The 21,837-nt window shown below is 71.8% G+C and carries 9 protein-coding genes; 4 read left to right on the plus strand and 5 right to left on the minus strand.

The annotated features are described in order from the left end of the window. Positions 1–210: 210 nt before the first annotated feature. The 3 genes from AQJ46_RS42765 to AQJ46_RS42775 form a co-directional block, all read right to left on the minus strand. Entirely contained in the window at positions 211–972 is a 762-nt protein-coding gene (locus AQJ46_RS42765) for a YqjF family protein (RefSeq protein ID WP_059210758.1), read from the minus strand. 109 nt (positions 973–1,081) lie between these two features. Beyond that, complete coding sequence (locus AQJ46_RS42770) at positions 1,082–3,253, minus strand: MMPL family transporter (protein WP_059210759.1); 2,172 nt, start codon at positions 3,251–3,253, stop codon at positions 1,082–1,084. Positions 3,254–3,475: 222 nt separating this feature from the next. After that, entirely contained in the window at positions 3,476–4,483 is a 1,008-nt protein-coding gene (locus AQJ46_RS42775) for an aldo/keto reductase (RefSeq protein ID WP_059210760.1), read from the minus strand. An 88-nt stretch (positions 4,484–4,571) separates the two neighbouring features. On the opposite strand from AQJ46_RS42775, the gene AQJ46_RS42780 reads away from it, so the two are divergent. Together AQJ46_RS42780 and icmF are read left to right on the plus strand one after the other, a co-directional pair. After that, on the plus strand, positions 4,572–5,486 hold the full coding sequence (locus AQJ46_RS42780; protein ID WP_059210761.1) for an AraC family transcriptional regulator: 915 nt from the start codon (positions 4,572–4,574) through the stop codon (positions 5,484–5,486). 843 nt (positions 5,487–6,329) lie between these two features. Next, positions 6,330–9,560 (plus strand): fused isobutyryl-CoA mutase/GTPase IcmF, encoded by a 3,231-nt coding sequence (icmF, locus tag AQJ46_RS42790; protein WP_059210763.1) that lies wholly within the window; start codon positions 6,330–6,332, stop codon positions 9,558–9,560. A gap of 21 nt (positions 9,561–9,581) precedes the next feature. On the opposite strand, the gene AQJ46_RS59175 is transcribed toward icmF, so the two are convergent. Next, entirely contained in the window at positions 9,582–11,588 is a 2,007-nt protein-coding gene (locus tag AQJ46_RS59175) for a 2-oxo acid dehydrogenase subunit E2 (RefSeq protein WP_059210764.1), read from the minus strand. Between the two features lies 1 nt (position 11,589). Beyond that, complete coding sequence (gene pdhA, locus AQJ46_RS42800) at positions 11,590–12,666, minus strand: pyruvate dehydrogenase (acetyl-transferring) E1 component subunit alpha (protein ID WP_059210765.1); 1,077 nt, start codon at positions 12,664–12,666, stop codon at positions 11,590–11,592. A gap of 255 nt (positions 12,667–12,921) precedes the next feature. On the opposite strand from pdhA, the gene AQJ46_RS42805 reads away from it, so the two are divergent. Together AQJ46_RS42805 and AQJ46_RS42810 are read left to right on the plus strand one after the other, a co-directional pair. After that, positions 12,922–14,211 carry a cysteate synthase gene (locus AQJ46_RS42805; protein ID WP_059210766.1) on the plus strand — a complete coding sequence of 430 codons (1,290 nt, stop codon included), beginning with the start codon at positions 12,922–12,924 and terminating at the stop codon, positions 14,209–14,211. Next, positions 14,208–21,833 carry a non-ribosomal peptide synthetase gene (locus tag AQJ46_RS42810; RefSeq protein ID WP_225887548.1) on the plus strand — a complete coding sequence of 2,542 codons (7,626 nt, stop codon included), beginning with the start codon at positions 14,208–14,210 and terminating at the stop codon, positions 21,831–21,833. The genes AQJ46_RS42805 and AQJ46_RS42810 overlap by 4 nt, the downstream gene beginning before the upstream one ends. Positions 21,834–21,837: the final 4 nt, after the last annotated feature.

Raw genomic sequence — 21,837 nt, forward strand, 5'->3', positions numbered from 1 at the left:
TGAACGGGCGGGAAGGCGATGGGCACGACCTCGAAGTGGCCGCCATGCCGCCGTGCGGCCAGTTCGAGGGCGCGTCCGCCGGAGACGACCGCGCCGGTCGCCAGGGGCTCACAGCAGACTCGCCCCTTCATGGACATGGACACGGCCTCGCCCTCTTGGCACCCGGGCCCGGTGAGATTGCCCGGCCCCCGCGAACACACCGCCCGGTCGTCAGGGCGTAGGGATGCCTGCCGGGCGTGCCGGGCGGCCGAGGCGGACCGGGACGCCGGGGGAGTACAGGACGCTGACCGGGGCGTCGGTCGGGGAGGGCAGGCCGGCCGCGGTGACGAGGTCCTGCTCGCAGGTGAGCAGTTCGGCGCGGTACAGGGGCCAGCGCGGATGGTCGTTGGGCAGGTAGGCCAGCGACTCGGGGCCACCGAAGAAGGCGTTGTGCATGCCCCAGCGGGCGGTGAGGAAGTGCTCCAGTTCGGTCGGTTCCCCGATGGGTTCGCCGGTCCGTACCGTGATCTGGCTCCGGGCGCCGCGCGGTCCGGGCCAGCGGCGTGAGCTGGTGTAGGTGACGGTGTCCCCGGCCGTGCGGACGCTCATCCGGGACCAGAGATACGGCAGCCGGAAGCCGACGCGTCCCATCACCACCGGGATCAGCCGGGAGGCGTCCATCGAGCGGAACACCACGCCACGCCGTCCGTGCGCGTCCACCGAGTACAGCCGCACGTTGGTCTCCGGGAAGGTCCCGAGATACGGCACTCCCGGCAGCCCCAGCCAGCCGACCCGGTGCATCCGGAACGCGACAAGGCCGACGTACGTCAGCCCGTCGTGCGTGTCGGGGACCGTGCCGCGCGGCAACAGCCCCGCCACGACCGACGGTTCGACGCCCCAGTGGAGGAAGGCGAGGTCGAGCCACTGCTGGGTGAGGAGCGGGGTCCGTATGAGCGCGGGGGCGTCCGGGGTGACGGGAGCGGGGTTCGGCACGGGGTCCAGGGTGGCAGACGCCGGTCGTGTCCGGCCCGGCGGTGTGCCGGGACGGGACGGCGCCCGCCGAGCCATGCGGCCCGGCGGACGCCGTTGCGTGCCCTCGCTGTCAGGTGCGGCGACCGGCCGGATCCTGCACCACCGTGTCCCGGCCGTCGTCGGAGACCGGTGCCGGGGCGGCCGGTGGTTCCTTCGCCCGGTCCGCGTGCCCAGGCCACCAGGCCGCGTGGCCCATGAGGGCCGTGAGGCTCGGCGTGAAGAACATCGCCATGACGAACGCGGCGACGGCGATGCCGAAGGAGACCGCGAAACCCATCTCCGTGAGCAGGACGTTGCCGGCCAGCATCATCGTGGCGAAGGTCGCCGCCAGGATGAAGCCGGCCGCCGCCACCGTGGGACCGGCATGCCGGAGCGCCATACTGGCCGCCTCGCGCGGCTCGCGGCCTTCACGGGCCTCCTCCCTCAGCCGGGCGATCATGAGGATGTTGTAGTCGGTGCCGATGGCGACCACGAAGAGATACATGATCACCGGGAGCATGAACATCAGTCCGGAGTGTCCCTGTCCCTCCTGGAAGATCCACACCGTGGCACCGAGCGTGGCGCCGAAGCCGAGGCCCACCGAGGCGATCAGGTACCAGGGGGCGACCACGCTGCGCAGCAGCAGCCCCAGGATGAGCATGATCAGCACGGCCGCGACGGGGAAGACCGTCTTGTAGTCGTGGTTGACCGCGGTGCCGATGTCCTTGTAGATCGAGGACATCCCGCCGACCACTGCCTCGGTGCCGTCCGGGGCCTCGGAGTGCGCGACGTCGCGGACCCGGCCCACCGCCTCGATGGCCTTGTCCGTCGACGCCTCGTACTTGAGGGTGACGGTGAAGTCGATGGTGGTGCCGTCCTTGTTCAACTGCGACAGGCGAGCGTTCGCCACGCCGTCCACGGCCCCGAGTTTCTTCACGTACGCGTCGAAGAGCTTGGTGTCGATCGGTTTGCCGTCGGTGCTGGAGAGATAGACGTCGGTCGGTGCGGCGGCACCCGCCGAATACGCCTTCTGCATCTCGTCCTGGACGACCATCGACTCCTTGGTCTTGGGCATGGAGCCGGCCGCCAGGTCGAACGTGGCGTTGTAGCCGAACGTCCCGAGCGACAGCGCGACCAGGACGAGTCCGGAGAGCGCGGCGGTGAGCGCCGGGCGGTTCCGCACGCCGCGGCCCAGGGCAGCGAAACGGGCGTTCTCCGGCTCGCGTTGCCAGGACTTGGACGGCCAGAAGACCTTCGGGCCGATGAGGGAGACGACGGCCGGGATCAGTGTCAGGCCCGCGATCAGGGTGACGGTGACCGCGATCGCGAGGGCCGGGCCCATCTGCTTGAGGAAGCCCAGCGTCGACAGGACCAGCGCGAGGAAGGCGATGATGACCGCTCCGGCGGCGGAGGCGATGGCCTCGCCGACCCGGTCGACCGCGTTGATCATGGCCTGCTTCGGTTCGTCACCGAGGCGCAGACGTTCGCGGTAGCGGAACATCAGGAACAGGAAGTAGTCGGTCCCCACGCCGAAGAGCACGACGATCAGGATCGACGAGATCGAGCTGTTGGCCTGGAGGTCGAACAGCTTGGTGGCGTAGGCGATCAGCCCGTTGGCGATCGCCGACACCAACCCGATCGTGATCAGGGGCAGGAACGCCAGGATCGGAGCCCGGAAGATGATCAGCAGGGTCACCAGGATGATGACGAAGGTGCCGATGCCGATCAGCGCCTCGCCACGCTTGGACGAGTCCTGCTGGTCGAGGGCCTGCGCGGCGGAACCGCCGAGCTTGACGTCGAGGTCCGTGCCCTTGGCGAGTTGCTTGACGTCCTCGCGCAACACCTCGGCCGCGTCGGCCTGTTTGGGCTGACCGGCGTTCTTGCTGTCCATCTGGACCAGGGTCAGGGCGTATCTGCCGTCCGAGGACGGCTGGCCGGGGACGACCTTCTGCACCTGGTCGATCTTCTTCTTGCCGAGCTCGGAGGTGATCCGGGCGACATCCTTCTGGTCGGCGGCGGTCAGCTTGCCGCCGTCGGTGCGCTGGTACAGCGCGATCGCGGACGGGGTGAAGGCGCTGGGGAACGCCTTCTCCTGAAGTTCCGCCGCTTTGATGGACTCGTAACTCTTGGGAAGGAAACTGCTCTCGTCACTGTTCGAGGGCAGGCTCGGGGCGGTGGCGACGATCGCCACTGCGGCGAATAACCATGCAACGATCGTCCAGACGGGATGCCGGACGACGGCGTTGCCAATACTTCGGAACATGCGGAAGGTCCTCCTGGACAGGAAGATCACCGCAACCCGGGGAGCGGTCCCTGGCATCGGCGACCCCCGGCCGTCCCTCAGGGCACTCCCCCCGTCGGACGGCCGGAATGGTTGTCTTGAGCTCTCATCCTAGGGATCACCGGTGAAGATCGCTGGAGGTGCCGTACCTTCAACTGCCGTGCCGTTCGCGGAGCCCCTCTGGAGAACCGGGGTGGGCCGCGGCTACCAGGTCGGCATCATGCTCTCGGGGTAGCGGGAGCCGGCCGACCCGCGGGGGAGGAGCTCCTGGATGCGGGCGAGGTTCTCGGGCGTGAGGTCGACGTACGCCGAGGCGACGTTCTCCTCCAGGCGGCGCGGGCTGCGGGTGCCAGGGATCGGCACGATGTCCTCGCCCTGCGCCAGCAGCCAGGCCAGGGCCAGTTGGGTCACCGCGATGCCCTTGGACTCCGCCAGAGCGGTCAGCTCACGCACCGCGGCCAGGTTCTTCTCGTAGTTCCCGGGCTGCCAGCGCTCGTCCCAGCTGCGCATGTCGTCGGCCGGGTACTCGGCGGCCGGCTTCACCGCGCCGGTGAGGAAACCGCGGCCCAGCGGCGAGTAGGGGACGAAGCCGATGCCCAGTTCGCGCACGACCGGCAGCACCTCCGCCTCAACGGCCCGCTCGAACACCGAGTACTCGGTCTGCAGCACCGACACCGGGTGCACGGCGTGGGCACGGCGGATGATGTCGGGGCCGGCCTCGCTCAGGCCGAAGTAGCGCACCTTGCCTTCGGCGATCAGCTCGCCGACCGCTCCGGCGACGTCCTCGATGGGTACGTCCGGGTCGACCCGGTGCTGGTAGAGCACGTCGATGTGGTCGGTGCCCAGGTGGCGCAGGCTGTTCTCGGTGACCTCGCGGATGTGCTCGGGGCGGCTGTTCAGGCCGAATCCGCCCACCGTCCCACCGCTCAGGTCGAAGCCGAACTTGGTGGCGAGGACGACGTCGTCGCGGACGTCCTTCACGGCCCGCCCGAGGAGCTCCTCGTTGCTGCCGGTGCCCATGCCGTACAGCTCGGCGGTGTCGAAGAGGGTGACGCCGAGTTCGTGGGCACGGCGGAGGGTGGCGATGCTGCTCTGCTCGTCCGAGGCGCCGTAGGCCATGGTCATGCCCATGGTGCCGAGGCCGACGGCGCCGACCTCCAGACCCTGGGTGCCGAGCCTGCGGTGCGGGAGGTTCCTGTCGTGCTGTGTCATGCCTCAAAGCTAGGAAACGCGGTGCCCGGGAGTCATGGGGCACCGGTCGCATAGGATTGCCTGATCCTCTCAGTCGAAGGGTGCTCTCATGCTGGACCGGCTCGCCCACGCCATCGAGCGGCACTGCCCGGGGCTGTGGTCGCAGACCGCTGTGCCCAAGCTGTCGCTGGTCTCGCTCGACGAGCTCGTGGACCCGATCGAGGTGACGTACGAGCCGATGATCTGCTTCATCGCCGACGGTGCCAAGCGCACTGCTGTGGGCGAGCGCAGCTGGATCACACCACGCGGCGAGATGGCCCTGTTCACCCTCGACCTGCCGGTCACCGCCGCCTTCGAGAAGGTGCCGTACCGCGCCGCCGTCATGCGGATCGACAGCGAGGTCCTCGCCTCCGTACAGCTGGAGCTGGCGGAGAGCGAACCGCAGCCCCCGGTGGCAGTCGCCGCGGCGGTCACCGCGCCGATGTCCCCGGAGCTCGTCGACGCGGTCACCCGCTGGGTCCAGCTGCTCGACCGTCCGGAGGACATCGGTCCGCTGGCGTCCCGCATCGAGACCGAGATCGTCTACCGGCTGCTGCGCAGCCCGCTCGCACCCGTCCTGCGGCACTGGTCGCTCGCCGACTCGACCGCCGCCCGGATCCGTACGACCGCCCGCTGGATCCGCGACCACTGCACCGAACCGCTCGGCATCGACGAGATCAGCGAGGTGGCCCGGATGAGCCCGGCCACGCTGCACCGGCACTTCAAGGCGGCCACCGGCATGAGCCCCCTGAGGTTCCAGAAGTATCTGCGGCTCCAGGAGGCCCGACGGCTGCTGTTCACCCGGGATATGACGGCGGCCCAGGTCGCCCAGGAGGTCGGATACGTCAGCGCCACCCAGTTCAACCGGGAGTACCGCCGCGCCTACGGCCTGCCGCCCGGCCGGGACGCGGCGCAGCTGCGCACCCGGCTGGCGGAGGCCCGGGAGGTGCCCCTGCTGCACGACGGGTCGGGCGCGAAGCCGTGAGGGTCGTTCGTGTGAGTGCCTTCTCGGGGTCGTACTCGTAGACCCAGCCGGTGCCCACCAGCGGGTCGGCGCCGACGGGCGCCTCGTCGCGAGCCCGCTGCTCGGGGCCGTCGGGCAGGGCGCTGGCGGGGCCCTCGCCCAGGCCTCCGCCCTGCCTGCCCGGCGCTGGCGGCGCGACCGTCGGCTGCCCGCCTCACGCTGTGCCCGCGGAGTCGCGGCCGTCGCCGCCCTGACCGGCGTGGCGCTCGAGTGCCCGCCGCGACGGCGCCGACCTGGGCCGCGGCTGCTGTGGGATGGCGCTCTTGTGGCTGTCGGTTGTGCCGTATGGCGTCGTGTCCGCGTCGACCTGGGCCGCGGCTGCGGTGGAATCGCCCTTGTGGTTGTCGGCTGTGTCGTCTCGCGTCATGTCCGCGCAGGCCCGGGCCGAGTCCGTCGCGGGATCGCGCCCTCGCGGCCGTCGGCTGTCTCGTCGTCCGCGCGGTGTCCACCGTGAAGCCGACCGCAGCCGCCGTGTCCGCGGAGGCGCGGAGCCTCGCTCGTCGCCGCGCTGACCGGCATCGCGCCGAATGACGATGTGACCGGCCGAGGCCTGGACCAGGTCCGCCACGGCATAGCCCGCCACCTCGACGGTCAGGCGTACGGCACAGGCGTGTGGCTCTCTGCCCGTGCACGCCCGCTGCAGGGCGGCCCTGTACTCCCGCTTCGCCCGCTCGGCCGGCCGCCGAGAGGGGTGCCGTGGGTAAACCTGCTGTGCTTCTGCTCACCCCGACCCCGCGATTTTACTAGGACGTCCTACTATTTTCTCAGCCCGCGTTTTTCGACGTGTCCTGGGAAGGCTCCGCCATGAGCGATCTGCATCGCCCCGTCCACCCCGTCCGCCTGGTCACCGCCTCGGCACTGTTCGACGGGCACGACGCCTCGATCAACATCATGCGGCGGATCTTCCAGTCACAGGGCGCCGAGGTCATCCATCTCGGCCACAACCGGTCCGTGCGGGAGGTCGTGGACGCGGCTCTCGAAGAGGACGCGCACGGCGTGGCGGTCTCGTCGTACCAGGGCGGACATGTCGAGTACTTCGAATACCTCGTCGCCTCACTGCGCAAACAGGGCGCCGAGCACATCCGGGTGGTGGGCGGCGGAGGCGGGGTGATCGTGCCCGAGGAGATCACCCGGCTCCGCGAGAGCGGGGTGACGATCTTCTCTCCCGAGGACGGCCAGCGGATGGGCCTCGCCGGGATGGTCAACACGGTCGTCAGGGACTGTGACTTCGACCTCTGGGACGGCAAACCGGCCGATCTCACCGCGGTCCTGGCCGGCGACCGGTTCGCGATCGCCCGAGCCGTCACCGGTGCCGAACTGGGCAAGCTGCCCCCGGAGTTCCGGCAGGAACTGCGCGCCACGGCGGCCGCGCGCCACGTGCCGGTGCTCGGCATCACCGGCACCGGCGGCTCGGGCAAGTCGTCCCTGACCGACGAGCTGGTGCGCCGGTTCCGTGTCGACCAGCGGGACGCCCTGCGCATCGCCGTGATCGCGGTCGACCCGACCCGTCGCCGCGGTGGCGGCGCGCTGCTCGGCGACCGGATCCGGATGAACTCCCTCGACGGCGACAAGGTCTTCTTCCGCAGCCTGGCCACCCGCGGCAGCCGCGAGCTGCCCGAGCACCTCTCCGACGTGATCGATGTCGTGAAGGCCGCCGGATTCGACCTGGTGATCGTGGAGACGCCGGGCATCGGCCAGGGCGACGCGGCGATCGTGCCGTTCGTAGACGCCTCGCTGTATGTGATGACGCCGGAGTTCGGTGCCGCCTCGCAGCTGGAGAAGATCGACATGCTCGACTTCGCCGACGTCGTGGCCATCAACAAGTTCGAGCGGCGCGGCGCCAAGGACGCCCTGCGCGACGTGGGCCGCCAACTGGTGCGCAACCGCGAGGCGTTCGGCAAGCGGCCCGAGGACATGCCGGTGTACGGCACCTCCGCGGCGACCTTCAACGACGACGGCGTCACCGCGCTGCACCAGCACCTCACCGCCGTCCTCGCCGAGAAGGGACTCCCGCTGCCCGAGGGCGCCCTGGCGCGGGTCGACGTACGCCACTCCTCAGGCATCCGGCAGGTGGTCCCGCCCGAGCGGGTGCGCTACCTCGCCGAGATCACCGACACCGTCCGTGGCTACCACGCCGACACCGAGCAGCTGGCCGAAGCGGCGCGGCGGGTCCAGCGGCTGGAGCTGGTCGGGGCCGAGCTCGCCGACGCCGGCTCCGATGCCGCGAACGTGCACGCGCTGCTGGAGGACGCCCGCGCGCGCCTGCCGCACGACATCGTGCGGCAGATCGAGAGCTGGCCCGCCGTGATCGCCTCCTACTCCGGCGACGAGCAGGTCGTGAAGGTCCGCGACCGGGAGATCCGCACCAAGCTGACCCGCGAGTCCCTCTCCGGCAACAAGATCCCCCGCGTGGCCCTGCCCCGCTTCACCGACCACGGCGAACTGGTGCGGTTCTGGCGCGCGGAGAACCTGCCCGGCCACTTCCCCTTCACGGCCGGGGTGTTCCCCTTCAAGCGCGACGGCGAGGACCCGGCACGGATGTTCGCCGGCGAGGGCGACCCGTTCCGCACCAACCGCCGCTTCAAGCTGCTCTCCGAGGGTCAGCCCGCCACCCGCCTGTCCACCGCCTTCGACTCGGTGACGTTGTACGGCCGCGACCCCGACGAGCGCCCCGACATCTACGGCAAGGTCGGCACCTCCGGCGTCTCGGTGGCCACCCTGGAGGACATGAAGGCGCTGTACGACGGCTTCGACCTCGTGGCGCCCACCACCTCCGTCTCCATGACCATCAACGGGCCCGCCCCGGCCGTCCTGGCGTTCTTCCTCAACACCGCCATCGACCAGCAGACCGCACGCTTCCGAGACCAGGAGGGCCGCGACCCCTCGCCCGAGGAGACGGCCCAGCTGCGCGCACACGCGCTGGCCAACGTGCGCGGCACCGTGCAGGCCGACATCCTCAAGGAGGACCAGGGCCAGAACACCTGCCTGTTCTCCACCGAGTTCAGCCTGCGGATGATGGCCGACATCCAGGAGTGGTTCATCGCGCAGAAGGTCCGCAACTTCTACTCGGTGTCCATCTCCGGCTACCACATCGCCGAGGCCGGCGCGAACCCCATCAGCCAGCTCGCCTTCACCCTGGCCAACGGCTTCACCTACGTCGAGGCCTACCTCGCCCGCGGTATGCGCATCGACGACTTCGCCCCGAACCTGTCGTTCTTCTTCTCCAACGGCATGGACCCCGAATACTCCGTGCTCGGCCGGGTCGCCCGCCGTGTCTGGGCGGTGGCGATGAAGGAGAAGTACGGCGCCGGCGAGCGCAGCCAGAAGCTGAAGTACCACGTCCAGACCTCCGGACGCTCCCTGCACGCCCAGGAGATGGACTTCAACGACATCCGCACCACCCTCCAGGCCCTCATCGCCATCTACGACAACTGCAACAGCCTGCACACCAACGCCTACGACGAGGCCGTCACCACCCCCACCGAGGACTCCGTACGACGGGCCCTGGCCATCCAGCTGATCATCAACCGGGAGTGGGGCCTGGCGATGAACGAGAACCCCCTCCAGGGGTCGTTCATCATCGACGAACTCACCGACCTGGTCGAGGAGGCCGTCCTTCAGGAATTCGAGCGGATCAGCGAACGCGGTGGCGTGCTCGGTGCGATGGAGACCGGCTACCAGCGCGGCCGCATCCAGGACGAGTCGATGCTCTACGAACAGCGCAAGCACGACGGCTCGCTGCCCCTGATCGGCGTCAACACCTTCCGCAACCCCCACGCCGACACCGCCGACCCCGTCGTCGTCGAACTCGCCCGCGCCACCGAGGAGGAGAAGCAGTCCCAGCTGGAACGCGTACGCACCTTCCACTCCCGCCACCACGACGAGGCCCGGGCCGCCCTGGACGCCCTCAAGGACGCGGCGGTACGCGGCGACAACGTGTTCGCGGTCCTCATGGAGGCCACCCGGGTCTGCTCCCTCCAGCAGATCACCGAGGCCTTCTTCGAGGTCGGGGGCCAGTACCGCCGCAACGTCTGAAGCCGGCGTCGGCCTGGTGGGTCAACCGCCCCCCACCGACCCACCCCCGACCGCGTCCACGACATGGCGCAGGAAGCCCGCCGCGGTGCCCCCGTCGCAGACGCGGTGGTCGAAGGTCAGGGACAGGCTGACGACCTTGCGCACCTCTACCCGGCCGTCCACCGCCCACGGACGGTCGGTGACACGGCCCACGCCGAGCATCGCCACCTGTGGGTGGTTGAGGAGCGGCGTGGCACCGTCGACCTCGAAGACGCCGTAGTTGTTGAGAGTGAACGTGCCGCCGGTGCGGTGCCCGACCGGCAGGGCGTCCTGCCGTGCCAGGTCGGTCAGGCGGCGCAGTTCGGCCGCGAGGGCGTCGAGGGGCAACCGGTCCGCATCCCGTACGACGGGGACGACCAGGCCCTTCGGGGTCTGCGCGGCGAAGCCGAGGTGTACCCGGGAGAGGCGGACGACCTCCCCGCGGTCACTGTCGACGCGGGAGTTGAACTCCGGGAACTCGGCGAGCCCGGTGAGACAGGCCCGGGCGAGCAGCGCCAGCAGTCCCGCCCCGCGCGAGGCCCGCTCGGCGAGCAGTCCGGTGGCGTCCACGTCCGCCCAGATCGTCACCGAGGGGGTGTCGCGATGGGCGCGGAGGAACTTCTCGGCCGTCGCCCTCATCGCCACTCGGGCATCGGACGCCTCAACTCCGCCTTCCTGACGGGCATGTGAGGGTGACCAGCGCTCCGACGCCCCCGTCCCGTACCCCGTCAGCACCGCACCCGAGGCGTTGTCAGGCTCCGCCACGGAGAGCAGCGGCGCTCCCACCCGTACGACCTCACCGGCCGGGCAGTGCAGGGCGGTCACCGTTCCCGCGAACGGACTCGGCAGCGTCACCACCGACTTGGCCGTCTCGACCTCGGCGACGACCTGGTCGTGCGCGACGGGGTCGCCCACCTCGACCTTCCACTCCAGGAGTTCGGCCTCGGTCAGGCCCTCACCCAGGTCGGGGAGGCTGAAAGTGCGGCCGGCCGCGGGCGGAACGGGACGGTCGGCGGGCCGTCCGTCGACGCCGGACAGCCGGTGCAGCCCGGCCAGCACCCGCGCGACCCCCGGAAGGTACGCGCCCTCCAGCAACGGCGGGGGATAGGGCACGTCCAGGCCCGTGACCCGCAGCACCGGTGCGCGCAGGGCGTCGAAGCACCGCTCCTGCACCAGCGCCGCGATCTCCGCGCCGACGCCGGCGAACCCCTGGGACTCGTGGACCACCAGACAACGCCCGGTGCGCCGTACGGACTCGGTGAGCGCACGGTCGTCCAGCGGAACGAGGGTGCGCAGGTCCAGCACCTCGACGTCCAGGCCGACGGCGGCGGCCTCCGCGGCGGCTGCCAGGGCCACGGCGACCGAGGGGCCGTAGGCGACAAGGGTGGCGTCGATGCCGGGACGGCGCACTGCTGCGGTGCCGAACGGCTCGGTGCGGCAGGGGAGTGCGGTCTCCTCCTTCGTCCAGTAGTGCCGCTTCGGTTCGAGGAAGATCACCGGGTCGGGGTCCTCGATCGCCTCGCGCAGCAGGGAGTAGGCGTCCGCCGTCGTCGCCGGGGTCACGACCTTCAGGCCCGCCGTGTGCGCGTAGTACGCCTCGCTGGAGTCGCTGTGGTGCTCGACGGCGCCGATGCCGCCGCCGTAAGGGATACGCACCACGATCGGGAGCCCCACCCGCCCGCGGGTCCGGTTGCGCATCTTGGCCATGTGAGAGGCGATCTGCTCGAAGGCCGGGTAGGCGAACGCGTCGAACTGCATCTCCACCACGGGCCGGAAGCCCGCCATCGCCAGCCCGATCGCGAGACCCGCGATGCCGGCCTCGCTGACCGGTGTGTCGAAGCAGCGCCGGTCGCCGAAGGCGTCCGCGAGCCCGTCGGTGATGCGGAAGACCCCGCCGAGACGGCCGACGTCCTCTCCGAAGACCAGGACACGCTCGTCCGCGGCGAGTGCGTCGCGCAGGGCGGTGTTGAAGGCCTGCGCCATCGAGGTCGGTTCCAGTGCCTGTGTCATCTCAGCGCCTTTCCAACTCGCCCTGCAGCGCCTCGCGTTGGGCGTTCAGGTGGGGGGCGGGGGTGGCGAAGACGTGGTCGAACAGGGCGGAGGAGTCCGTTTCGGGAACCTGCGCCAGCCGTTCGCGCAGCCGGGTCGCCTCCGCCTCGGCCTCTTCCGACACGGCGACGACGTCCGCGTCGCTCAGCAGGCCCCGCTCGCGCAGCGCGGCCTCCAGCCGGGCGAGCGGGTCCCGGGCCCGCCAGTGCTCCTCCTCCGCGGCCGTGCGGTAGCGGGACGGGTCGTCGGCGCTGGTGTGCGGACCGACCCGGTAGGTGTGTGCCTCCACCAGCCAGGGCCCGCCGCCCCTGCGCGCGTCCTCCACCGCGGCGGTCAGCACCGCGAGCACGGCGGCCGCGTCGTTGCCGTCCACCTGCTCCGCACGGACGCCGTAACCGATGCCCTTGTAGGCCAGGCCGGGCGCGGCGGTCTGCGCGGAGAACGGCACGGAGATGGCGTACCGATTGTTCTGCACGAGGAACACGACCGGCGCGCGCAGCACCCCGGCCAGGTTCACGGCCTCGTGGAAGTCGCCCTCGCTGGTGGCGCCGTCGCCGACCAGGGCCAGGGCCACCGTGTCGGAGCCCTTGAGGCGCTCGCCGTGGGCCAGTCCGACGGCGTGCGCGGCGTGGGTGGCCAGCGGGGTGCACTGCGGTGCCGTGCGGTGACGCATGGGGTCGTAGCCGCAGTGGGCATCGCCGCGCAGCAGGGTGAGCGTTTCGACGGGGTCGATGCCGCGGCTGACCAGCGCGACGCAGTCACGGTAGGTGGGGAACAGCCAGTCGGTCTCGCGCAGCGCGAGGGCCGCACCCACCTGACAGGCCTCCTGGCCGAGGCTCGACGGATAGACCGCGAGCCGCCCCTGGCGGGCGAGCGCCGTCGCCTGCCGGTCGAACCGGCGCCCGAGGACCATCCTGCGGTAGGCCTCCAGGAGGAGTTCGGCCGGACCCCCTTTTTCCAATTCTGGCAAAAAGGAAACCGGAACCGGGGAAGGGAGCCAGAAGGACGGTTCTTCCCATTCCGAGTCGTCCTTATGCATCGACGCATCTCCCATGTTCCGCAGTCCCTTCGTCGAGGCGTATGCGAAAGGGATGCTGTCCGCTTTCCCAACTGCGGTGCAGGGGCGGCCGGGTGAAGTGCCGTTGAACATCGATCACCCTGTTCAGCGGGGCGAACACAAGCCGGTGCGCGTCGAGCAGGCGTCGCCAAAGGGTCATGTGCGTGTCACTCCCGCTTTCCGTAACCCGGGGTCCAATTGACCGGCCAGACACGGCACTTCGGAAAGCGAGCGAAAATGTTCCGAGCGCTCCCGGGAACACGTCACTACACGGTTGTCTGTTCCTCATGCGGAACCCGCTGTGAGGACGACGGACTCATGCTCGACTGCCGTGCGTGCCGGGAACCGGCGTTCCTGCGCACCGAGTACCACGGGACGCACACCGCGAGCGCGACCGGACTGTTTCGCCACGCCCCACTGCTGCCCGTGGTGCGGACCTTCCCCGGAGTCCCGGGACCGGTGGTGTACCCGGCGGAGCGGCTCGGCCGGCTGCTCGGCCTGGACCGGCTGTGGGTGGCGTTCAACGGCCACTGGCCCGAGCGCGGGGCGCAGTTGCCCACCTGTACGTTCAAGGATCTGGAGGCCTACACCGTCCTGGGGCGGCTGCCCGCCGACCCGCCGCTCCTCGTGATCCCCTCGGCCGGGAACACCGCCGCCGCCTTCGCCTGGGCCGCCACCCGGTACCGGGTCCCGTGTCTGCTCGTCGTGCCCGCCCCGGCCCTGGAGCGGATGCGCTTCCCCGCGCCGCTCGACCCCTGCGTCCGCCTGGTCGCCCTCGACGGCGCCGCCACCTACAGCGACACCATCGCGTGCGCCGACCTGCTCGCCCGGATGCCCGGCCACCACGCCGAGGGCGGTGCGCGCAACGTCGGCCGCCGCGACGGACTGGGCACGGTCATGCTCGCCGCCGCCGAGGCCGTCGGACGCCTTCCGCAGGTCTATGTGCAGGCCGTGGGCAGCGGCACGGGCGCCATCGGCGCACACGAGGCGGCCCGCCGGATCCGCGCCGCCGGCGAGCCCCTGCCGCGGCTGCTGATGTGCCAGAACGAACCGTTCGCCGCGCTGTACGAGGCCTGGTGCCACGGCGGACAGCCGCCCGCGAGCCGCGAACTCGAACCCCTGGCCCGTGAACTCACCAACCGCCGCCCGCCGTTCGCCGTCCGCGGCGGGGTGCGGGACGCGCTGGAGGAGAGCGGCGGCCAGGTCCGATGTACGGACAACGAAGCCGCGCTCACCGCCATGGCCCTCTTCGAGGAGACCGAGGGGATCGACATCGAACCCGGCGCCGGCGTGGCCGTGGCCGCCCTCGCGGAGGCCGTACGCGACGGACAGGTGCGCCCCGACGAACTCGTGCTCCTCAACATCACCGGCGGCGGCCGCGCCCGCCAGGCCCAGGACCTCCCCCTCGTGCCCGCCGAACCCTGGCTGCGCGTCACCTGGCCGGGCGGCGAGTCCGGGCCGCGCCGCGTCGCCGAGCAGGTCGAACGTCAGCTGGCGGGCGTCGTGACCGCGGGGGCCGGCCGATGACGGACCTCTCCGCGCCTGCCGACGTGCCTCCGATGAACGACGTGTGCGTACCCGCCCGCGCCCTCGGCCTGTCCGCCGCCCAGCGCTCGATGTGGTTCGGCCAGCGCCTCGACTCCGCCGCCCGGTCCGCCTACAACGTCGGCGAGTACACCGAGATCCACGGCCCCGTCGACGTCGACCGATTCCGCACCGCCCTGTGCCAGGTCGTCGCGGCGACCGAGACCCTGCGGGCCCGCTTCACGGCCGACGGCGACGGCGTTCACCAGATCGTCGAGCCCGACCCCGCCTGGGAGTTGACCGTCGTCGACCTCAGGGATGCGACCGACCCCGTCGCCGCCGCCGACGCCTGGCGGGAGGCCGACTTCGCCGTCCCCTTCGCTCTCGAAGAGGCCCCGCTGTTCCGGTACGCGCTGCTCAGGCTCGGTGACGAGCACTGGGTCTGGTACCACTGCTACCACCACATCGCCGTCGACGGGTTCAGCTGCTCCCTCATCGCCGCCCGGGTCGCCGACACCTACACGGCCCTCGTCACGGGTACCGCGCACACCCCGCCCGAGGCCCCCCTCTCCCCTCTGGTCCAGGCGGACGAGGCCTACCGCACCGACGACCGCCGCGCGGCCGACAGCCGCCACTGGGCCGGTGTCTGCTCCGACCGCCCGGACCCGGTCGGCCTCAGTGACCACCCCCCACGGGTGAGCGACGGCTTCCTGCGCCGAACCGGTCATCTCGCCGACGCAGCAGGCGACTTGGTCCACTCGGCCGCAGCGCACACGGGCACCCGCTGGTCCCGTGTCCTGATCGCCGCGACCGCCGCCTATCTGCACCGGCTCACCGGAGCCCGGGACATCGTCCTCGGCCTCGCCGTCACCGCCCGCGAGAGCGACACCGAGCGCGCCACCCCGGGCATGGCCTCCAACGTCCTCCCGCTGCGGCTGTCCGTACGCCCTGACACCCGCGCCCACGACCTCGTACGCCAGGCCGCCGCCGCAACCCGGGAACTGCTCGCACACCAGCGGTACCGGGGCGAGGACCTGCGTCGCGAGCTGGACCAGTTCGGCGGTGACCGCAGGTTCTTCGGTCCCGTCGTCAACATCATGGCGTTCGGGCCGGAGTTGAGGTTCGCCGGGCACCCGACCACCCGCCACAACCTCTCCACGGGCCCGGTCGAGGACCTCGCCGTCAACGTCTACGAACGCGCCGACGGCAACGGCATCCGCATCGACCTCGACGCGAGCACCGCCTGCTACACGGACGCCGAACTCACCGCCCACCACCGCCGGTTCACCCACTTCGCGGAACGTTTCGCGGCCGCCGTGCTCGCTCCCGGCACCCCGGTCGGCCGGGTCGAGGTGACGCTGCCCGAGGAGTCGCAGGCGGCCCTGCTGGACGGCCCGGTGCCCCGGACGGCCACGGGAACCGTGCCCGCCCTCTTCGCGGCCCGGGTCGCCGCGACGCCCACGGCCACGGCTGTCGTCCACGGCGAACAGGCCCTCAGCTACGCCGAGCTGAACGCCCGCGCCAACCGCCTCGCACACCGCCTGCTGCGCCACGGTGTCCGCCCGGAGGACCGTGTCGCCGTCCTGACGCGCCGCTCCGCACACCTGGTCGTCGCCCTCCTCGCGGTCCTCAAGGCAGGTGCCGCCTACGTCGGCCTCGACCCCCGCGCCCCGGCCGCCCGCACCCACCGGATCCTGGACGGAACATCGGCGGCGGTCCTCCTCACGGACGGGACGTCACCGTCGTACGACTGCCAAGTGGTCCTGGTCGACGACCTGCCGTCACTCGCCACCGAGCCCGACACCGATCCCGAACTCTCGCTGCACCCAGACCAGTTGGCCTATGTCAGTCACACCTCCGGCTCCACCGGCACTCCCAAGGGCGTGGCGGTCGCCCACCGGGACGTCACGGCCCTCGCGACGGACAGTGCCTTCGCGGGCGGCGCGCACACGCGGGTCCTCGTCCACTCGCCGACAGCCTTCGACGCCTCCACCTACGAGCTGTGGGTCCCGCTGCTGAAGGGCGGCATCGCCGTGGTCGCCGGCCCGGACGAGGACGTGGACGCGGCGGCGATCAGACGGCTGACGCGTCGCCACGGGCTGACCGCGCTGTGGCTGACGGCGGGGCTGTTCCGGCTCGTCGCCGAGGAGGACCCGGGGTGCTTCACAGGGCTCCGCCAGGTCTGGGCGGGTGGCGACACGGTGCCCGCCCCTGCCGTCCGTAGAGCACTGGACGCCTGCCCGGGTCTGACGGTCACGAATGGCTACGGCCCCACCGAGACCACCACCTTCGCCACCACCCGCCCCTGCCCCGGCACTGCGGAGGTGCCGGACCCGCTGCCCATCGGCCGCCCGCTCGACGGCATGCGTGCCTACGTCCTCGACGGCGCCCTGCGACCGGCCCCGCCCGGCACGGTGGGGGAGTTGTACCTCGCCGGCCCCGGCGTGGCCCGCGGCTATCTGGACCGTCCGGACGCCAGTGCGGAGCGGTTCGTCGCCGACCCGTTCGGGCCGCCCGGCGAGCGCATGTACCGCACGGGGGATCGCGTACGGCTGACCCCCGACCGCCAACTCGCCTTCCATGGGCGGGCGGACGACCAGGTCAAGCTGCGCGGCCACCGCGTCGAACCGGCGGAGGTCGAGGCGGCCCTCGCGGGACACCCGGACGTCGAGGACGCCGTCGCCGTCGTCCGCGAGGACCGGCCCGGCGACCGCAGCCTCGTCGCCTACGCCACCGCCGCTCCGGGTGCGGAGGCGGATGCCCTGCGCGAGTACCTCGCCGGGTTCCTGCCCGCCTACCTGGTGCCCTCCGCCGTCGTCCTCCTGGACCGGCTGCCGCTGACCGCCAACGGCAAGGTGGACCGTAGGGCCCTGCCCGCCCCGGTGCGCATGGGCCGGGACGCCGGGCGCAGTGCACGTACCGCCCACGAAGAGGTGCTGTGCGCGCTGATCGCCGATGTCCTCGGTCTTCCCGACGTCGGCCCCGACGACAGCTTCTTCGCTCTCGGCGGTCACTCCCTGCACGCGCTGCGCCTCGTCCACCGCATCCGGACCGCACTGGGCACCGACCTCGGCCTGCGGGACGTCTTCGAGGCGCCGACCGCGGCGGCCCTGGCCCGGCTCCTCCCTGCCGCCGAACCGGCGCGCCCGATGCCCCCTCTGGTCAGGAGCACGGAGGACGGTGAGGCGCCGCTGTCCTCCGCCCAGCGGCGTCTGTGGTTCCTGCACCGCGCCGAGCCGACCGGCGCCGCCTACCACGTGCCCCTCGCCGTACGGCTGACCGGCGCACCCCTGGACCAGGACGCGCTGCGAGCGGCCCTGGCCGACGTCAGCGACAGGCACGAGATCCTGCGCACCGTCTATCCGGACACCGACGGCACCCCACGTTCCAGGCTGCTGGCACACGTGTCCCCCGAGCTGTCCGTCCAGCCGGTGACCGATTCCGAACTGACCCGCACGACAGCCGAGTTGGCGTCCAAGGAATTCGACCTCGCCACCGACACACCGTTCCGCGCCCACCTCCTCGCGCTGGACCCCGAGGACCACGTCCTCCTGCTGGTGCTCCATCACATCGCCGCCGACGGCTGGTCCCTGCAGCCACTCCTGCGCGACCTGGCCACCGCCTACCGGGCCCGGCGCACGGGCGAGGCCCCCGACTGGGCGCCGCTGCCCGTCCGGTACCAGGACTACGCGCGCCGGCAGCGTGCACTCCTCGCCGACGACCGCGACCGGCAACTCGCCCACTGGCGGCAGACCCTCGCGGGCCTCCCCGACGAGCTCCCGCTCCCCGTCGACCGGCCCCGCCCGGCCCGGGCCACCCACCGGGGCGGCGACATCCCCGTCCACTGGGACGCCGACCTGCACCAGCGGCTGCGCGACCTCGCCGCAGACCAGGGCGCGACGGTGTTCATGGCCGTACAGGCCGGGCTCGCCGCCCTGCTGACCCGGCTGGGCGCGGGGACCGACATCCCGCTCGGCACACCGGTCGCGGGCCGCCCCGACGAGGCCCTGGACGATCTGGTCGGCTGCTTCGTGAACACCCTCGTGCTGCGTACCGACACCTCGGGCGAGCCGTCCTTCCGCGAACTCCTCGACCGGGTGCGCGAGACCGACCTCGCCGCCCACGCCCACCAGGACCTGCCGTTCGAGCAGCTTGTCGAGGCGCTCAATCCGCCCCGCTCACCGGCCCGGCACCCGCTGTTCCAGGTGATGCTCGCCTTCCGGCCGACCGCCTCATGGCGTCTCGAACTGCCCGGCCTGCACGACCGCACCCACCCCGTGGAGACCGGTTCGACCAAGATCGACCTCACCTTCAACCTCGGCGAGCACCGGGCGTCCGACGGCACCCCGAACGGCATCGACGGCACCCTCCAGTACAGCGCCGACCTCTTCGACCGCCGCACCGCCGAGGGACTGGCCGCACGTCTGGAGCGGCTGCTGCGGGCCGCGCTCGCCGCACCGGACCGGGGAATCGGGGAGCTCGACGTCCTCGCACCGGACGAACGCCGACGTCTGCTGTCCGACCTGACCGACACCGCGCGGGACATCCCGGACACCACATTCCCCCGGATGTTCGCGCAGCAGGCGGCCCATACGCCGGACGCCCTCGCCGTGACGGACGCGCGCACCTCATTGACGTACCGCCAACTCGACTCCCGAACCGACGACTTGGCGCGCGTGCTGGTCGAGCGCGGCGCCGGTCCGGGCCGCGTCGTCGCCTTCGCGCTGCCCCGCTCCGTCGACCTGGCGGTCGCGGTCCTCGCCGTCCTCAAGGCCGGAGCCGCCTATCTCCCGCTCGACCCGGACCACCCCGCCGAGCGGACGGCCTACCTGCTGTCCGACGCCGACCCCGTCTGCGTCATCGCCCGGGAACCCGTCGACGCGGACCGCCCGCACGTGAGCCCCGACGTGACACCCGCCGACCCCACGGCCGAACTCCCCGAGGCCCGGCCCGCCGACCCGGCCTACCTGATCTACACCTCGGGGACCACCGGCCGCCCCAAGGGTGTGGTCGTCGAACACCGCAACCTCACCACCTATGTGGCCCGCTGTGCCGAGGCCTACCCGAGCCTGCGCGGCACCTCGCTGCTGCACGCCACGATGACCTTCGACGCGACCGTGACCACCCTGCACGGAGCGCTCGCCCTGGGCGGCCGGGTGCACATCGCGGCCTTCCACGAGGCGGGCACCATCGAACTGCCCGGCGGCTACAGCTTCCTCAAGGCCACCCCCAGCCACCTTCCCCTGCTGCCCGCGCTGCCCTACGACCTCTCGCCCGCCGAGGAGTTCATGCTGGGCGGCGAGGCCCTGGTCGGCGAGGCGCTGCGCGCCTGGCGTCGCGATCACCCCGCCGTACGGCTGGTCAACCACTACGGCCCCACCGAACTCACCGTCGGCTGCACCGACCACCGCATCGAGCCGGGGGAGGAGCTGCCGTCCGGGCCGGTCCCTGTGGGCCGCCCCATGTGGAACACCCGGGTGTATGTGCTCGATGCCCAGCTGAACCTCGTACCGCCGGGTGTCGAGGGCGAGCTGTATGTGGCGGGCGACCATGTGGCCCGCGGCTATTGGAGGCGCCCCGGGCTGACCTCCGAGCGTTTCGTCGCCGATCCCTTCGGGCCGCCCGGCGAGCGGATGTACCGCACCGGCGACCTGGCCGTGCGCCGCGCCGACGGCGTTCTGGAACTGCGCGGCCGGGCCGACGGACAGCTGAAGATCAGGGGGCTGCGCATCGAGCCCGGCGAGGTCGAGGGCGCGCTGACCGGCCATCCCGCCGTCGCCCAGGCCGCGGTGGTGGTGCGTGAGGACGCACCTGGCGTACGGCGCCTGGTGGGCTATGTCGTCGGGGCCGCCGCCGGTGACCTCGACGAGATCCGTGCCCATGCCGCCCGGGACCTGCCCGCGCACATGGTCCCCGAGGCGCTCCTGGCCCTCGAAGCCCTGCCCATGACCCCCAACGGCAAGCTCGACCGGACAGCCCTGCCCGCACCCGAGTCCGGCTCCGGCGAAGGCGGCGGACGGGAGCCCCGCACGACGCAGGAGGACACGCTCCGCGCGCTCTTCGCCGACGTGCTCGGGCTCTCCGTGTCCCAAGTCGGCCTGGACACCGGCTTCTTCGATCTCGGAGGCGACAGCATCACCTCCATCCATCTGGTCAGCAGGGCCCTCGCGGAGGGGCTGCGCCTGACGCCACGGGACGTGTTCGAGCAGCGCACGGTCGCGGGTCTCGCGGCAGTGGCGGCCTCCGCGCCCACCGTGGCGTCCGCCGCGCAGGACGCCCCGACGGGCGAACTGCCGCTGCCCCCGGCACTGCGACGACTGGTCGAACGGGGCGGGCCCATCGAGGCGTTCAGCCAGTCGATGCTGCTGGTCACGCCGGAAGACGCCGACGAACGGCGTCTCGGGGCCGCGCTCCAGGCCGTGATCGACCACCACGATGCCCTACGGATGCGCCTGAGCGACGACGGTACGGCGGTCATCCCCCCGCCCGGTTCCGTGGACGCCACCGGCCTGCTGGAGCGGGTCACGGTACTGGACCTCGATCGGCCCGCACCTCATCTCGACCCGAGGCGAGGTGAGTTGGTACGTGCGGTCTGGTGCGACGCGGGCCCCGGTCGCCGCGGCCGACTGCTGCTGACGATCCATCACCTCGCCGTGGACGCCGTGTCCTGGCACCTCCTGCGCACCGACCTGGCGGCGGCCTGGCGAGGAGAGGAACTCGCCCCGCAGGGCACGTCCCTCAGAGCGTGGGGCCGGCTGCTGGAACGGGAGAGCATGTCGAGGGCGGCCGAACTAGACCTGTGGCGCGGTGTGTTGGAAGACCCCGATCCCCTGCCTGCCGTGCGGTCCACGGACCTCGTGGGCCAGATGCGTCACCTCACCAGGGATCTCCCCACCGCCGGCCTGCTCACTACCGTCCCCGCGGCCTTCCACGCGGGTCCCGAGGACGTCCTGCTCGCCGCGCTCGCGACCGCCTTCGCTCGCCTGCACGGCAGGCCGGCCCTGCTCCTCGACATCGAGCGGCACGGCCGCGAGGAGATCGCCGACGGCGTCGACCCGACCCGGACGGTCGGCTGGTTCACCAGCGTCGTCCCGGCCCGCCTCGACCTGCGCGGGCTCGACCTCGACGACCCGGCGCAGATCCTCAAGGCGGTCAAGGAGCACCTGCGGGCCGCCCCCGACCACGGTCTCGGCCACGGCCTGCTCCGCCACCTCAACCCCGAGACCGCCGCCGTCCTCGCCCAACTCCCGTCCCCACAGGTCGGCTTCAACTACCTGGGCCGTAGCGCCCCCGGCGCGGACACCCCCTGGTCGGCGGCGCCCGAAGCCCTGCCCGGCACGGCACTCGGCGCCGCCCACGACCCGGCGCAGCCCGTCGCACACGGCTTGGAGATCACAGCTGTGGCCGACACCGACGGCACGCTCACCGCGACCTGGTCCTGGGTGCCGCGCCTCTGGAACGTGGACGAGGTGACCGCCCTGGCCGACGGGTGGTGCCAGGCACTGGCCGCCTTCGAAGACGCCGGCACGGACGGCGGGCACACCCCGTCCGATCTGCCCCTGGTGTCCCTGTCCCAAGCGGAGATCGACGAACTCGAAGCCGAGTTCGGAAGCGAGTGGAGGTAACCCC

The sequence above is a fragment of the Streptomyces canus genome, assembly GCF_001514145.1.
GTDB lineage: Bacteria > Actinomycetota > Actinomycetes > Streptomycetales > Streptomycetaceae > Streptomyces > Streptomyces canus.